The organism is Sinomonas sp., from assembly GCF_036848755.1.
Taxonomy (GTDB): Bacteria; Actinomycetota; Actinomycetes; order Actinomycetales; family Micrococcaceae; genus Sinomonas.
In genome coordinates this window covers 1-15455 of record NZ_DAIUJO010000087.1, presented here as the reverse complement: position 1 = coordinate 15455, position 15455 = coordinate 1, and the positions used below count along the sequence as shown (strand labels likewise).

Annotated in this window: 12 protein-coding genes and 1 pseudogene; 5 read left to right on the top strand and 8 right to left on the bottom strand. The window is 70.9% G+C overall.

The features are described 5' to 3' along the window. The 4 genes and pseudogenes from V7053_RS13680 to V7053_RS13665 all read right to left on the bottom strand — a co-directional run. A partial coding sequence (locus V7053_RS13680) for an NAD(P)-dependent malic enzyme (protein WP_334172826.1) occupies window positions 1–1138 on the bottom strand: 1138 nt, incomplete at its 3' end. Between the two features lie 353 nt (window positions 1139–1491). Beyond that, complete coding sequence (locus tag V7053_RS13675) at window positions 1492–2175, bottom strand: TetR/AcrR family transcriptional regulator (RefSeq protein WP_334172823.1); 684 nt, start codon at window positions 2173–2175, stop codon at window positions 1492–1494. A gap of 101 nt (window positions 2176–2276) precedes the next feature. Beyond that, window positions 2277–3553: pseudogene (locus tag V7053_RS13670) on the bottom strand (MFS transporter). 105 nt (window positions 3554–3658) lie between these two features. Continuing rightward, window positions 3659–6100 (bottom strand): beta-glucosidase family protein, encoded by a 2442-nt coding sequence (locus V7053_RS13665; protein ID WP_334172822.1) that lies wholly within the window; start codon window positions 6098–6100, stop codon window positions 3659–3661. Between the two features lie 91 nt (window positions 6101–6191). On the opposite strand from V7053_RS13665, the gene V7053_RS13660 reads away from it, so the two are divergent. The 4 genes from V7053_RS13660 to V7053_RS13645 all read left to right on the top strand — a co-directional run bounded on the left by V7053_RS13660 (window position 6192) and on the right by V7053_RS13645 (window position 10972). Continuing rightward, window positions 6192–7172, top strand: a complete 981-nt coding sequence (locus V7053_RS13660; protein ID WP_334172821.1) for a LacI family DNA-binding transcriptional regulator — start codon at window positions 6192–6194, stop codon at window positions 7170–7172. 155 nt (window positions 7173–7327) lie between these two features. After that, on the top strand, window positions 7328–7999 hold the full coding sequence (locus V7053_RS13655; protein ID WP_334172820.1) for a GntR family transcriptional regulator: 672 nt from the start codon (window positions 7328–7330) through the stop codon (window positions 7997–7999). Window positions 8000–8002: 3 nt separating this feature from the next. Then, on the top strand, window positions 8003–9688 hold the full coding sequence (locus V7053_RS13650; protein ID WP_334172819.1) for an ABC1 kinase family protein: 1686 nt from the start codon (window positions 8003–8005) through the stop codon (window positions 9686–9688). Between the two features lie 84 nt (window positions 9689–9772). Continuing rightward, entirely contained in the window at window positions 9773–10972 is a 1200-nt protein-coding gene (locus V7053_RS13645) for an MFS transporter (RefSeq protein WP_334172818.1), read from the top strand. On the opposite strand, the gene V7053_RS13640 is transcribed toward V7053_RS13645, so the two are convergent. The 4 genes from V7053_RS13640 to V7053_RS13625 all read right to left on the bottom strand — a co-directional run bounded on the left by V7053_RS13640 (window position 10969) and on the right by V7053_RS13625 (window position 13858). Then, the gene (locus V7053_RS13640) at window positions 10969–11556 is read right to left on the bottom strand and encodes a DUF305 domain-containing protein (RefSeq protein WP_334172817.1); all 588 of its coding nucleotides are present in this window, start codon (window positions 11554–11556) and stop codon (window positions 10969–10971) included. The genes V7053_RS13645 and V7053_RS13640 overlap by 4 nt on opposite strands. A 46-nt stretch (window positions 11557–11602) precedes the next feature. Next, window positions 11603–12022 carry a DUF6153 family protein gene (locus tag V7053_RS13635; RefSeq protein ID WP_334172816.1) on the bottom strand — a complete coding sequence of 140 codons (420 nt, stop codon included), beginning with the start codon at window positions 12020–12022 and terminating at the stop codon, window positions 11603–11605. Window positions 12023–12028: 6 nt separating this feature from the next. Continuing rightward, window positions 12029–12898, bottom strand: a complete 870-nt coding sequence (locus tag V7053_RS13630) for an SMP-30/gluconolactonase/LRE family protein (protein WP_334172825.1) — start codon at window positions 12896–12898, stop codon at window positions 12029–12031. A gap of 147 nt (window positions 12899–13045) precedes the next feature. After that, complete coding sequence (locus V7053_RS13625; protein WP_334172824.1) at window positions 13046–13858, bottom strand: PaaX family transcriptional regulator; 813 nt, start codon at window positions 13856–13858, stop codon at window positions 13046–13048. Window positions 13859–14118: 260 nt separating this feature from the next. On the opposite strand from V7053_RS13625, the gene V7053_RS13620 reads away from it, so the two are divergent. Further along, entirely contained in the window at window positions 14119–15453 is a 1335-nt protein-coding gene (locus V7053_RS13620; protein ID WP_334172815.1) for an MFS transporter, read from the top strand. Window positions 15454–15455: the final 2 nt, after the last annotated feature.

Genomic DNA, 15455 nt, shown 5'->3' with positions numbered 1-15455 from the left:
CGGCGGCGGCCACCGCGGCGGTGACGGCCGGGGCGACTCGCGGGTCGAGCGGGCTCGGGATGATGTAGTCGGCGGAGAGCTTGTCCTCGGCGAGACCGGCGATCGCCGAGGCCGCGGCGAGCTTCATTGCGGGGGTGATCCGGCGGGCGCCTGCGTCGAGGGCGCCGCGGAAGATGCCGGGGAACGCGAGGACGTTGTTGATCTGATTCGGGAAGTCGCTGCGCCCGGTGGCAACGACGGCGGCGTGCCGCGCGGCGACCTCGGGGGCGACCTCGGGGTCCGGGTTGGACAGCGCGAAGACGATCGCGCCGTCGGCCATCGCCGCGAGGTGCTCCTCGGGCACCGTCGAGGACGAGACGCCGATGAACACGTCCGCCCCGACGAGGGCCTCGGCCGTGCCGCCCGCGACCCCGCGCGGATTCGTCCGGGCGGCGAACTCGGCCTTCATGCCCGTCAGCTCGCGGCCGGTGTGCAGGGCGCCCTTCGAATCCAGGAGGACGACGTCGGTGACGCCGGCAGTGAGCAGGATCTCGGCCACGGCGATGCCCGCCGCCCCGGCCCCGGCGATCACGACGCGCAGGGACGCGAGGTCCTTGCCCACGACCTTGACCGCGTTCGTCAGGGCCGCGAGGGCGACGACGGCGGTGCCGTGCTGGTCGTCGTGCATGACGGGCATGTCCAGCGCCTCGATCAGGCGCCGCTCGAGCTCGAAGCAGCGCGGCGCCGAGATGTCCTCGAGGTTCACCGCCCCGAAGGACGGGGAGATGCGCACGAGGGTCTCGATGATCTCGTCCACGTCGGTCGTGCTGAGCACGATCGGGATCGAGTCGAGGCCGCCGAAGGTCTTGAACAGGGCGCTCTTGCCCTCCATGACGGGCAGCGACGCGGCCGGGCCGATGTCCCCCAGGCCCAGCACCGCCGTCCCGTCCGAGACGACGGCCACGAGCCGCGACGCCCACGTGTGCGTCCGGGCCACCGCCGGGTCGGCGGCGATCGCGCGGCTCACCTGAGCGACGCCAGGTGTATAGGCGATGGAGAGGTCCCGCTTGCTCGCGAGCGGACGCTCGACGGCGACCGAGAGCTTCCCGCGCTCATGCGCTGCGAAGATCTCCTCGTCCGTGATCGGGCCTGCCGGGATGGCAGCGGGGGTTCGGGTGGTGGGGGTTTGGGTGGCTGACGTGGACGAAATAGGCACAGCGCTGTCTCCTGGATCGTTCGCCGACCGGATGGCCGACGGCGCCGCTCACGTGGCGCGGAGGCGTCCTGTACTTCGTCGGGCAGGGCGCACCACCGCGTCAGGGAGTGGCAGGTGAAAGGTCCCGGGGGTGATGCGCCGGATGAGGCGCTTCCGGGAGGCTCGGCATAGCGGGGATGTCCGCAGAACCGTCCTCGGGGAAGGAGGTGTCTCCATCATAGGGGGACGTTCGAATGTTTCCCCAAAGATTTCCGCAGAGCGGAAGTTGCGAGCGCCGTCCCGCCAGGGCGGGACGGTCAGGCGAGCCGCGCCGCGGACGGCCGGGGCTCGAGGAGCGCACACGCTTCCTTGAGCTGCTGCTCCGCCTCGTACGGCAGAAGCCGCCCCGTCCGGATCGCCGAGACGAGTCCGGACACCATGAGGACGATGCTCCTGCCCCGCGCCGCCCCACCCCCGAGCCGTCCCAGGACGGACCACGAGAGCTCGTCGACCTCGCCGATCATCCGGGCGAGCTCGTGATCCGTCGGAACGACGAGTTCGTCAAGGCAGCTGTTGACTGCCGGCTGCGAGAGCCGCATCTGCAGGAGCTCGATCGCGGCCCCGGCGAGCTGCCGCGAGCGTTCCTCGACCCCACGGCCCCGGGCGTTGCGGGCGCGGCTCTCGACGCGTTCCCGGAGTTCGAGGAGCTGCCGGCGGTGCAGCGCGAGCAGGAGATGGGCGCTCGACGGGAAGTAGCGGTAGGCCGTGCTGAGCGACACGCCGGCGCGGGTCGCAACGGCCGAGACCTCGACCTCGGGGTATTCGAGCCGGGCGAACTCCCCGGCGGCATCCAGCAGTCTGCGGTAGCGCTCGGCAAGGCGAGGTGTGGTCGGTGGAGCCTCCATCGACACCAGGTCCTTGGGCAGTTCGAGCACTCGCAGAAACCTCTTTCCGGCGGTCGTCCGGCAACGGTCCGTACCCATGGCTGCGCCCTGGCTCATGGCGCAATGGGACTCCCCAACTATAGCGCCCGCCCTTGAGGGACCCGTAGGCGGGGTCCCTTCCCTCGGTGCAGCTTCGAGCGCAGCCCTCCGTGCAGGGGTCAGTCCACCGACCGGATCCGAGTCACAAAGACGGCACCCAGCAGACCGATCACGGCCGCGGCCACGTAGAGCGAGACGTATCCGCCCCAGTAGGCAACGAAGGGGTAGGCGATGAGCGGCGCGACGACCTGCGGGAGCGAATTGGCGATGTTGATGACGCCGAGGTCCTTTCCACGGTCGCTTGCTTTCGGAAGGACCTGGGTGATGAGCGCAAAGTCGACCGCGAGATACGTGCCGAACCCGATGCCGAGCACGCACGCGCCCACAATTGCTCCGGGCCAGACGGGGAAGAACCCAATGGTGAGGGACGCGATCGCGATGATGATCGACGAGCCGATGACGAGCGGCTTGCGCCGACCCAGACGATCGGAGAGCTTCCCCCGATGACGCTCGTGACGATCACGAACACGGCGTAGAGGCCCGTCAGGATGAGCACGCCCGTCGCGGGGTCGATGCCTACCGTCTGCTTGAGCCGCACGGCGTCGCCGAGGAAGAAGAGCAGGTACAGCGTCACCATGTGGTTGCCGATGTTCACGAGGAGGCGCGTGATCCACGCCCAGCCGAAGTCCGGGTACCGCGCGGGGCTGACCCAGAAGGAGGCGAAGAAGCCTCGGAACGAGAAGGGGGGAACGGCCGCCCGCGGAAGGGGATCGTCAGCCGCCGTCGTGAGATATAGCATGACGCCCGCCAGGAGGGCGACCGCGCAGATCACGTAGCCGAGGGCAAAGCTGCCGGCGACGACGGCGGCGATCACGGCCCCGAGGAGGATTCCCGCTGTCTGGCCCATGGCGGCGAGCCCGCCGACGATCCCCCGCTGCTCGACGGGCGCCCTGTCCGGGATGGCTGCGGTGATCGCGGCGTACGCGCCGTTGCATCCCGCCTGCACGAGGCACCACAGCGCGGTCGCGACGGCCACATTCGGCGCTCCGGCGAGGGCCACGAGAGCGATCGTGCCGAGTACCGCACCGATGAGGACCCAGGGACGACGGCGGCCGAACCGGCTCCAGGTCCGGTCCGAGAACGCACCGAAGAGCGGATTCGCCACGAGCGCGACGGCGGCACCCGCCCCGGTGACGAGCGCGAGGATGGCTTCCTTCTGGCTTGGGTCGAACGCCAGGGCCTGAAGGCCGAGAAGCACCTGGATGGGGCCGAAGAATGCGGTGTTGATGCCGACGTTGACGAGGACGAGGCCCGTGATCCAGAGCGGACCGACACGCCGGACGGGCTCCGCGAGCGCGGACTGGGGAACAGGCTGCGGCGAGGCATCTGCGCTCATGCGTGGCTCCCGGCGGTCGTGGCCTCCTCAGGCCAGAGGTGGCATCCGGACCCAGAGTAATCCGAGACCACGACTTTCGAGGGCGAACCCCGCCGGGAGAAGGTCCTAGCGGGAGACGACGCCTGCCCGGGAACGCTCGGCGACCGACGGGCCGATCTCGACGAGGAACTCGCCCGGCTCGACGGCCCACGCGTGGGCTTCCGCGTCCCAGTGCTCGAACGCCCGGGGTGGGATCGGGATCTCGACTCGCCGCGCCTCGCCCGGGCCGAGCCTCACCTTGGCGAACCCCGCAAGCCACGCGGCCGGGCGTTCGACGGCGGAGTCCGGCCGGGAGACGTACGCCTGGACGACGTGTGCACCGGCGCGGTCGCCGGTGTTCGTGACCGTTACGCTGACGGCGTCGGCCACCGCCTCGGGCTCCGAGAGGCTCCAGGTCGTGTAGCCGAGACCGTGGCCGAACGGCACGGCCGGCTCGATCCCGCGCTCGAGGTAGGCCTTGTAGCCGACCTTGAGGCCCTCGTCGTAGCGGACCGTGCCGTCCACCGGGAGGTTCTCCGGCTGGACGGTGCCGCCGGGGGCGGGCCACGTCGTCGGCAGGTGGCCGCCCGGCTCGACGGCGCCGGTCAGGACGTCGGCGAGCGCCGCGCCCATCTGCTGCCCGGGGAACCAGACGAGGAGCACGCCCTTGGCCTTCCCGAGCCACGGCATCAGGACGGGTGCGCCCGCGTTGACGACGACGACCGTGTTCGGGTTCGCCGCGATGACGGCCTCGACGAGCTCGTCCTGCCGCCCCGGGAGGCCGAGGGTTTCGCGGTCGTAGCCTTCCGACTCGACCTCTTCAGTGGTTCCGACCACGACGACGGCGGCGTCCGACGAGCGCGCGAGTTCGACGGCAGCGGCGATCTCCTCGTCGTCCGTGCCGTGGGGCCCTTCCGCATTGACGAGTGTCGCCCAGAAGTGCGCTCCCGTGACCGGGTCCGCGACGGCGGAGAAAGTCGTCGTCAGGAGGACCGACTCGCCCTCCGCGAGTTCCCGCTCGACGAGGAGCTGCGGCGGCAGCATGAGTCCCTCGACGATGTCGGCGCCCTCGCGGAGCCGGACCTCCTCGTCGGCGACGATCCCGCCATCGAGCGCCACGGTGAGGTGACCGACTCCCGACGCACCGAAGCGGTGGGTGCCGCGCCGGGAGGCTGTGACGCGCGTCGTCGTCCGCACGGTGGCGACCCGATCGGCGGGGATGCCGGGCGCGAAGTCGCCCATCCACACGAACTGCCCGATGCGCCGCTGCTCGCTTCCGAGGACCCCGCTCTCGGCGTCGAGGAATTCGACGAGCAGGCCGTTCCCCGAACCGTCTGGCAGTTGGGCGGCCGAGCCCTCGAGGATGCCGGCCCTGTCGGTGGAACGGGCACCCGGAGCCGTGCGCACGGTCGCCTCGGGAAGGGCCGCGACCAGGGCTTCGGCGGGGTGCACGACGTGCTTCGGCATGACGGACGCCGAGCCGCCGCCCGCTATCCGGCCCCGCACCGCGTTCGGGCCGATGACGGCGAGCGAGGTCACGTCGCGAAGCGGGAGGACGCCGTCGTCGTTCTTCACGAGCACGAACCCCGCCGCTGCGGCCTCACGGAGCAGCGCGTCCATCTGCTCCTCCGAGACCGGCTCGGCCTCGCGTCCCTCGAGGCCCTCGACGGCACCCGTCCGCGCGGCCAGGCGGAGCAGACGGAGCAGCTTCTCGTCGATCTTCGCCTCATCGACCTCGCCGCCACGCACGGCCTCGACGAGGGCCTGGCCCCAGGGCGAGTCGGGGCCTGGCATCACGAGGTCGAGGGCAGCGTTCGCGGAGGCAGCGGTGGACCGGGTGGCGAACCAGTCGGACATGACGAGCGCGTCCGAGCCCCATTCGCCCTTGAGCACATCCCCGAGGAGCGGCGACTCGGTCATGGAGGTTCCGTTGACCTTGTTGTACGCGGCCATGTACGACCACGGCCTCGCTTCGCGCTCGATCTGCTCGAACGGCGCAAGGTACAGCTCCCGCAGGGTGCGCTCGTCGACGACGTTGTCGACGCCCATGCGCTCGGTCTCCTGGTCGTTCGCGACGAAGTGCTTGACGCACGTGCCGACCCCCTGGCCCTGGACCCCCCGCACCCAGGCAGCGCCGATTGCACCCGTCAGCAGCGGGTCCTCGGAATAGCACTCGAAGTGGCGGCCGCCCACGGGGGTCCGGTGCAGGTTCACTGTCGGGGCGAGGATGACGTCGACCCCCTTGCGGCGTGCTTCGGCTCCCATCGCGTGGCCGAGCCGTTCGACGAGCTCGGGGTCCCACGTGGCGGCGACTGCGGTGGGCGAAGGGCCGTTGGCGGACCAGTCGCGGTCGTCCCACGTCTCGCCGCGGACCCCGACGGGACCGTCGGAGACGACGAAGCGCCGGAGGCCGGCCTTCGGTTCTGCCCCGATGGACCAGAACGAGCTGCCTGTGAGGAGGCGAACCTTCTCCTCAAGGCTCAGGCGGGCGACGCGCTCCCGAAGGTGCTCCTCGATGAGGTCGGTCATGGCACGCCTTTCACTTACACGTATCAGTTACTCGTGTCAGTTAGGATAGGACCGAGGCGACAGGGTGCGCAAGACCAGAAGGGGCGCGAGCATGCGGGCAACGAGCAAGGACGTCGCCGTCGCAGCCGGCGTCTCGCGCGCGACGGTCAGCTACGTGCTCAACAGCACGCCCGGGCAGACGATCCCCGAGGCGACCCGCCAGCGCGTGCTCGACGCGGCCCGCAGGCTCGGCTACACGCCGCACGCCTCCGCGCGCGCGCTGCGTTCCGGGGCCTCGAGCCTCGCCCTCCTGATCACACAGGAACTGCCCTTCGGCATCAACATCGCGAGGCTCGTCGATGTGTTGACGCGCGGCGCGGCCGAGCTCGGACTGTCCCTCGTGACGTGGCAGCGAAGCGACGAGACCGGGCTCGCCTCGACTCTCGCGCACCTGCAGCCGCGCGTCGTCATCACGATGCTCAAGCTCAGCGTGGGCGAGCAGGAGCTGCTCGACCGGGCCGGCGTCGTCGTCCTGGATCCCACGGGGGGCGAGCCTCACGACGCGCGGGACGCTCGCATCGGGGAGGCCCAGGCCAGATACCTCGCCGAAGCCGGGCACCGGCGTCTGGGCGTGGTCACCACGGACAACCCGCTCCTGACGATCTTCGCGGGGCCACGTCTCGAGGGCGTGCGGCGCGCCTGCCGCGACCTCGGGATCGCCGAGCCGGAGGTGCTCGAGCTCGGGGATCCCGACGACGCGACGGCCGGGCGCGTCGCCGACGCACTCCATGCATGGCGCGCACGAGCCGAGCCCGTCACGGGGCTATGCGCCTACAACGACGTGTACGGGGCCGCATGCCTCGCCGCAGCCCAGAGCCTCGGGCTCGAGGTCCCACGCGGTCTCGCGGTGATCGGCGTCGACGACGAACCCATGGCGCGCTTCACGGCTCCGCCCCTCACGACGGTTCGGCTCCAGCTCGACGAGCTCTCCGACGCGACGCTCGAGCGGCTGCGGAGCCTCCTCTCGGGCGAGTCGGTGCCGGCCGCCGCTGCGCCCGGCGCCGTGACCCTCGTGCGGCGCGGGAGTGCGTAGGAGTCCCGACGCCCCGGCAGACCGCGCACGTTTGATCCGAGAGCGCACGTTTGATCCCAGAGCGCACGTTGATGCAGGTGGAAACGTGCGCTCTCGTGCCGAACGTACGCTCTCGTGCCGAACGTACGCCGTCGCGCCCGGGTATTGTCTCCCTCATGGAGACCCCCGTGCAGGCCGCCCCCGAGGAGGCGTTTGCGAGCCACGTCTACCAGCTCATCCTCGAGGACATCGTCGCTGGCCGGCTCGCTCCGGGGCAGCGTCTCCGCGAGCGCGAGCTCTCCGAACAGCACCGGGTCTCGCGCATCCCCGTGCGGGAGGCCCTGCACCGGCTCGAGCAGGACGGGTTCATCGTCACGGCGCCGCGGCGGGGCGCCGTCGTCCGCCAGCTCACGCTCACGGACGTCGAGGAGCTGTTCGACCTCCGCGTGATCCTCGAGTCCTTCGCGGCGCGGCGCGCGGCGGAGCGCGTCGCGGGAGGGGCCGACGGCGGCCGGCTGAGCGAGCTGCTCAAGCTCGCCAAGGAGGCGACGGCCGCGGGCGACGACGAACGCGCCTCGGACCTCAACACCGAGTTCCACGCGGAGATCGTCAACGTCACCGGCCACCGCCTGCTGGCCCGCTCGCTCCGGCCGCTCCAGGGCCTGACCCGCTGGATCTTCGGACTCGGCGTGAGTCGGCCGGTGGAGCTCAACACGATCGAGCACGACGAGCTCCGGGAGGCAATCCTCGCCGGCCGCGCCCAGCTCGCCGAGTCCCTCGCGGCGGCACACGTCGAACTAGGCCGCCAGCCCGTCATCGACGGCCTGGCCGGAAGACTCCCGGAGTAGACCATGGCTTTCGGAATCTCCGGCCCGCGCGCCACCCGCTACGCCCAGATCGGCGAGGTGCTGACCCGCCATGGCCTCGGGCATCTCCTCCACGCGACAGGCCTTGGCCGATGGTCCCCCACGAACCTTCTCGGCGACGCCATCGACGCGACAGCGGGCGGCCCCGAGCATCTGCGCCTCGCACTCGAGGAGCTGGGTCCCACGTTCATGAAGCTCGGGCAGATCCTCTCCACGCGCCCCGACCTTCTGCCCGAGCCGTACCAGCTTGAGCTCGCGAAGCTGCAGGATGCGGTTCCGCCTGTCACCGCGGGAGAAATCCGCGCCGTCGTCCGCGAGGAGCTGGGCGTCGACGCGGAGGAAGCCTTCGCGACGTTCGACGACGAACCCATCGCGAGCGCGTCCATCGGCCAGGTCCACGGTGCTCGCCTCTCGGACGGCACGCGCGTCGTCGTGAAGGTCCGGAAGCCGGGCGCGGTGGACCGGATCCGCGAAGACCTGGAGATCCTGCGGAACCTCGCCGCGTCCGCGAGCCGCCAGTGGGCGGCCGCGGCGGACTACAACGTGGTGGGCCTCGTCGAGCAGTTCGGCCGCACGATCCTCGCGGAACTCGACTACCTCCAGGAGGCCCGCAACGCCGAGCGCTTCGCTGCGAACTTCGCCGAGAATCCGAGCATCCGAGTCCCGCGGGTCTACTGGGAGACGACGACGTCCCGCATGCTCACGCTCGAACGGGTCGAGGGGCTCAAGATCAACGACATCGAAGCCCTCGATGCGGCCGGGTTCGACCGCTCGGCCCTCGCGCTGAACGCAGCGAGCGCCCTGGCCCAGATGGTCTTCCAGGACGCCTTCTTCCACGCCGATCCCCACCCGGGCAACATGTTCGTGCAGAGCGACGGGGCGATCGCCCTCATCGACTTCGGCATGGTCGGCGAGATCAACGACCAGCTGCACGACCAGCTGAGCCGGCTCCTCATCGCGCTCGCCCGCAAGGACGCCCGACGGCTCGCACGCACGCTCCTCGACATGTCGTTCGGCAGCCACGAGGCCGACCTCCCGGATCTGGCCGACGACGTCGCCGACTTCATCGCGCTCTACGACCGGGTGGATCTGCAGGACGTCGACACGGGCCGGCTTGTGCAGCGCCTCCTCACGGTCGTCCGGACGCACCGGCTCCAGCTGCCCGAGGAGATCGCCGTCATCTCGAAGATGGTCGTCATGGCGGAGGGCTTGGGTCGCGTCCTCGACCCGGGCTTCCGGCTGAGCCAGGCGCTCCAGCCGTACGTCGTCCAGCTGTTCCTCGAGCGGCACTCCCCGCAGGCCATCCTCAACGGGCTCAAGGACGCGGGGCTGGGGGCGATGGACCTTGTAGAGGACCTCCCCCACCTCGTCGACGGGCTCGTGCGAATCGTGGACTCGGGGGGCTTCGAGGTCCGCCTCCGCGCGGCCGAACTCGAACCGCTCCTCATCCGCGCAGAGAAGATCGGAGACCGCGTGGTTGCCGGGGTGATCGCGGCGGCGTTCATCCGCGGGGTCGGCGAACTCGTCTCGCTCGACCGCGAGCGGTGGACGGGGTGGCGAGCGCCCTTCATGCGCACAGGCCTCACGGCCCTGGGCGGCCTGGGCGGTTACCTCGCGTGGAGCGCGGCCGCCCGTCGGAGGCGACGGGGACACAACCTGCCACACCGCTGACCGCTGACCGGTCCACTTGGTGAGACAAAAATGCTCACCAGATGGACTCTGGAGCACGATGGCCGTGGCGGAAGGAGCGGCGGCATGGGTCACGCAGCGGATCAGGAGACGGCGAGCGCGACGGCGTGGCGGATGCTCGCGCTCGGCGTCGGCGCCCAGACCGCCGGAACGGCCTTCGTGAGCGCGCCCGCGTTCCTCATCCCCGTGCTTCACGCCGAACGCGGCATGCCGCTCGCGCAGGCCGGCCTCCTCGCGGCGGCCCCGACCGTCGGCATGGTCCTGACGCTCATCGCGTGGGGCGCCCTCGCCGACCGCATCGGTGAGCGCTGGGTGATCTCCGCGGGGCTCGCCCTGACCGCCCTCGCCGCGCTGGGCGCCGTCGTCGTCCCCGGGTACGCAGCGCTCGGGGTGTTCGGGCTGCTCGGGGGTGCGGCCGCGGCCAGCAGCAACGCGGCGAGCGGGCGCGTCGTCGTCGGCTGGTTCCCGCGGGGGCGCCGCGGGCTGGCGATGGGGATTCGGCAGATGGCCCAGCCGCTGGGCGTGACGGTCGCGGCCCTGACGGTCCCGTGGATCGCCGCCGCCCAGGGGACCAGCGCCGCGCTCGTTCTCCCGCTCGTCTTCAACGCAGTGCTCGCGATCCTGTGCGGGCTCGGCCTCGTGAACCCGCCCCGGAGTCCGCGCCAGGCCGACCACCCGGCCCCCAATCCATACCGCGCGGGCTCCTTCCTGTGGCGCATCCACGCCGTCTCGGTGCTGCTGGTGGTTCCGCAGTTCACGCTCTCGACGTTCGGGCTCGTGTGGCTCATCGCCGACGTCGGGCTCGACAGTGTCTCGGCCGGCGCGACCGTGAGCGTCGCGCAGGTCGTCGGCGCGTTCGGGCGGATCGCCGTCGGCGTGTGGAGCGACCGGCTCGGGAGCCGCGTCCGGCTCCTCCGCTGGGTCGCCGTCGCGGCCGCCGTGACCTTGGGCCTGGCGGCCGCGACCGACGTCGCATCCCTGCGTGCCGCCGCTGTCGCGGCGTTCGTGATCGCGACCATCGTGAGCGTGGCAGACAACGGCCTGGCGTTCACGTCGGTCGCCGAGGCCGCGGGGCAGCGCTGGTCCGGCAAGGCGCTCGGAGCACAGAACACGGGGCAGTTCATCGCCGCGTCAGGCGTGGGACCCGCCGTGGGCGCCCTCGTCGCGGCCGTCGGCTACCCGATCGCGTTCTGCCTCGTCGCCGCCGCACCGCTCGCGGCGATCCCGCTCGTGCCCCGACGCGACGTCCACGCAGAGCCGAGCTAGAGCCGAGCGACGACTGACCTCATCTCGTCGATCTCCTTGCTCTGAGAGGCGATGATCGCCGAGGCCATCGCCAGGGCCCCGTCGTGCCGTCCGGTGGCCTTCTCCACCTGCGCCATGCTCACGGCGCCTTCGTGGTGCGCAATCATCCGGGTCAGGAACAGCTTGGACGCCGCGGCGGCGTCGGCCGAACCCAGCTCGCCGAGGTCCGTTTCGGAGAGCATCCCGTCCATGGAGTGCCCGGCGGGCATGGACTCGGGTCTTCCCCACGAGGACAGCCAGCCCTTGAGCGTCGTGATCTCAGGAGCCTGTGCGGCCTTGATCTGCTGGGCAAGGGTGCCCACGCGCGGGTCGAGGCCCGGCTTGGCGAGGAGGGTCTCGCTCATCTGCAGGGCCTGCTGATGGTGCGGGATCATCATCTGCGCGAACATCGCATCGGCGTCGTTGAACGCGGCCGACGCGGAGGTGCTGGCGGACGACGACGGCGCCGCACCCGGGGTGCCGCAACCCGCGAGCGCGAGGGTGCAGGCGGCAATGAGGGCGGGGCCGCCGGTGAGGCGGCCGAGGGTGTGCTGAAGAGAGGTCATAGGTCTTCCTGTCGGTGAGAAGTCGGGCGTGGGGGGCCGGGCTGGCCTACGTCCGGCTGATCGACAGGTCTTGGGGATCCGGGGAAGGACGCGACCGCCCGGTTCCCGGCTGCTGCGGCGCGGCAGTGGGGATCGCCGCATCGGAGCGGAAGAGGACGACGACGGCGGGAAGCGCGGGAGGCTGCGCGCCGGGGGCGGCGATGCAGTCGGTTGAGTGGACGACGCCGCCCGGCGGGCAGCCGGGATGGCATGCGCCGTGCGGCTGCAGGCCGGAGGCGTGCGACGCCGAGGGCGAGGCCGCCGGGCCAGCGGCGGGGCTGGCGGCATGGCTGCTGGCATGGCCGACGGTCAGGCCACCGCCGGCCGCCGTGTGCATGCCGAGCAGGCCCAGTGCCACCGGAAGCACGACCAGCACGAGCAGCACGACCCGGACGCGGGTCGAGCCGACGCATCGCCCTGCCTGCATCCGGACCTAGGCCTCCGGGCCGGGGCGCTGCGCGGCGTCCCGGCTCGTGGTGCGGAGGCGGTACAGCCCGGTCGTCGCGGTGATGTAGAGGTCTTGCCCGTCGGGACCGCCGAAGCACACGTTGGCCACCGTCTCGGGCAGTTGCGTCTCGTCGAGGAGCGTGCCGTCGGCCGAGTAGACCCGCACCGAGGGGCCCGCCGAGGTCCAGACGCGTCCCTCGAGATCGACCCGGAATCCGTCGGACGGATGGGCGTCGTCGAGCTCGACAAAGGTGCGGCCGTTGCGGCAGGTGCCGTCGACGACGTCGTAGACGGCGATGCGGAACGGCACTCGGTGGCGCAGTCCCGCGGTGTCCGCGACGTACAGCAGGGACTCGTCGGGCGAGAACGCGAGTCCGTTCGGGTGCACGAGGTCCGTCACCACGGGAGTGAGGTCTTCTCCCCCCGGCCCGCAGCGGAACACGTAGCACCCGCCGTACTCCTGCTCCCCCTCGTGGCCCTCCTTCGTGCCGGGGAGGATGCCGTAGGGCGGGTCCGTGAACCAGATCGTGCCGTCGCGGGCGACGACGACGTCGTTGGGCGAGTTGAGACGCCTCCCCTCGAACGAGTCGACGACGCCGGTCACCTCGCCGTCGCGGTCCCGCTCGACACGGCGCCGCCCGTGGCTGCACTGCACGACGCTCCCGTCGGCGTCGAGGGTGCGGCCATTGGTGAACTCGACACCGGTGGCATACTCGCGGGTCTCGCCCGTCGCGGGGTCGAACTCGAGGATCCGATCCTGGGGGATGTCGCTCCACCGCACGGTCCGGGACGACGGAACCCACACGGGCCCTTCCGCCCAGACTGTGCCCGTGAACAGGTGCTCGAGCGGCCCCATGAGCCCGGCCGCGTTCGATTCAGGACCCACGGATCCCCTCTTCCCTCTGGTGACCGATCAGTTCCTCGACCCTATCCGACGCCGACCCCGGGCCAGTGGACGACCACGGACCTCAGGGCCAATCGCACGCGAGCTGCCAGCCCCGGGCTAGAGCACCGCGGGGACGACGACGCCGGCCTGCGCTTCGGGGGCGAGCTCGCCGAGGACTTCGCGCACGTGGCGTTCAGCAAGGGAAGCCGAGGCCTCGAAGACCTCGACGAACGTCTCCCGCGCGCGCAGCAGGGGCCAATCGTCGGGAAGCAGCTCGTAGGGCATGCCCGGGTCATCCCACGGGAACGCGCGCCACTCGTCGAGCGATTCGATCCGCATGCGGAACGCCTCGCGCGCGTCGGCGTCGCCCGCGCGCAGCCGCTTGATGCGGGCCTCGTTCGTCGCGGCGAACTCGGCGTAGCGCCGGGGCGGCTCGTCCATGTCGATGATCGCGGGGCGCCGGCCCTCGAAGGCGTCGTCCTGGACCCGGAAGGCCATGAAGTCGTCCACGCCGTACCCCTCGGCGATCTCCTGGACCTGCTCCATCCGGTCCCGCGGCGAGAACCACAGGGCGTCATACACGGGCGCGAAGCCCAGCCACTTGAGGCGGGCACGGAAGGCCTCGCGGACGTCCCGGGCCTTCTCGGGCACTGAGAAGGCGACGGCGGTCCATCGGCGGTCCCACGGGACACTCGGGTCGCCGAACTGGGCGACCTGGGCGGTCCCGATGACGAGGCGGGCGCGGGCCGCGGAGGTGAACCGGTAGCGCGAAGCCCGCCCCCCGCCGTCGTTCTCGAGGACCCCGCGCGCGGCGAGACGGCTCAGCGCGGTGGTGACGGCGGAACGGCTGAGGCCCACGTCCTCGGCGAGCCGCACGATCACCCGCGCGGGAAGCCACAGGTCCGTGTACCGCCAGAATTCGCCGAGCATCGTCACGAGGAGATGCTGGCTCGTCCCCCCTCGCTGGGGCCTCGGAAAGTCCACGGCGGTCGCACTGACCCGCCCTTCTCCGTCATAGCGCACCAACACATCCTCCCAGCATCGAAGAAACTTTGCAGATTTATTGACGCCCGTCTTATTTAACGCAACCATAGAAGGACGAGTGACGCACCCCACAGAATTCGAAACCACCGACGACGACGTCCACAGAGCGCGCTCGCCCCCTACCATCGCAACACAGGAGATCCGCAATGACCGCTGGTCCCGCCACAACGGCAACGTCCGTCGATGCGCCCGGACGGCACGCCCGCAAGGCAGCCGTCGCGAGCTTCGTCGGAAGCACGCTCGAGTACTACGACTTCTTCATCTACGGATCAGCCTCGGCCCTGATCTTCAACAAGATCTTCTTCCCCGGCATCGACCCGCTCCTCGGGCAGTTCCTCTCGATGGCAACGCTCGGCATCGGCTACGTCGTCCGGCCCCTCGCCGCGGCCTTCATCGGCCACTTCGGCGACAGGATCGGCCGCAAGAAGATGCTCGTCTTCACGCTCGTGTCCATGGGCATCGGCACGTTCCTCATCGGCTGCCTCCCGCCGACCTCCATGATCGGTGCCGCCGCACCCGTGATCCTCGTGCTCCTTCGCGTGCTCCAGGGCATCTCCGCCGCCGGCGAGTCCGTGGGCGCCGTCGCCCTCTCCCTCGAGCACGCCCCGTCACGCCGCCGCGCGTTCTTCGCGAGCTGGGTCAACACGGGCGCCGCGGCCGGCATCATGCTTGCCTCCATCGCATTCCTCCTCGTCTCCTTCATGCCGCAGGCGTCCCTCGTCGCCTGGGGATGGCGCATCCCGTTCCTCGCAAGCTTCATCGTCGCCGCGGCGGGCTTCGTGATCCGCCGCCGGGTCCCCGAGACCGAGGCGTTCGAGCAGGCCCGCGAGGCCGGCGAGACCCGCGCCGAGCTCCCGCTCAAGGTCGCCTTCCGCGACTACTGGCCCACCATGATCAAGGTCGTCCTCTTCGGCGTGTGGGCTGTCGTGTCCACGATCGTCTCCGCCTTCAGCCTCTCCTACGCCACCAACGGCCACCTCGTCTCGAGCAGCATCATGCTCACAACCACGATCGTGACGGCGGGCCTCGGCATCATCGCCCAGCCCCTGTTCGGCATCCTCGCGGACCGGATCGGCCGCAAGCCCGTGTTCATCGTCGGCAACATCATCTGCGCGATCACGATCTTCGCCTACTTCTGGTCGATCTCGCAGAAGAACGTCCCGCTCGTGTTCGCCACGTCGATCATCGTGATGGTCGTCGGCTATGGCATGGTCAACCCCCTCGGGCCGGCCATCGTCGCCGAGATGTTCCCGACCCGCATCCGGTACTCGGGCGCCGCGATCTCGTCCCAGCTCGGCCTCATCGTGACGGGCTTCGCGCCCACGATCGCCGCCGCCGTCGTGCGGCCCGGCCCCGGCGGCTGGGTCCCGGTCGCCGTCTTCACCGCGGCGTGCTGCGGCATCTCGGCCCTCGTCACCCTCGTCTGGGTCCGCGAGACCTACCGCGTGGACACCGACGACCTCGGCAAGAAGGCCGCCTGATG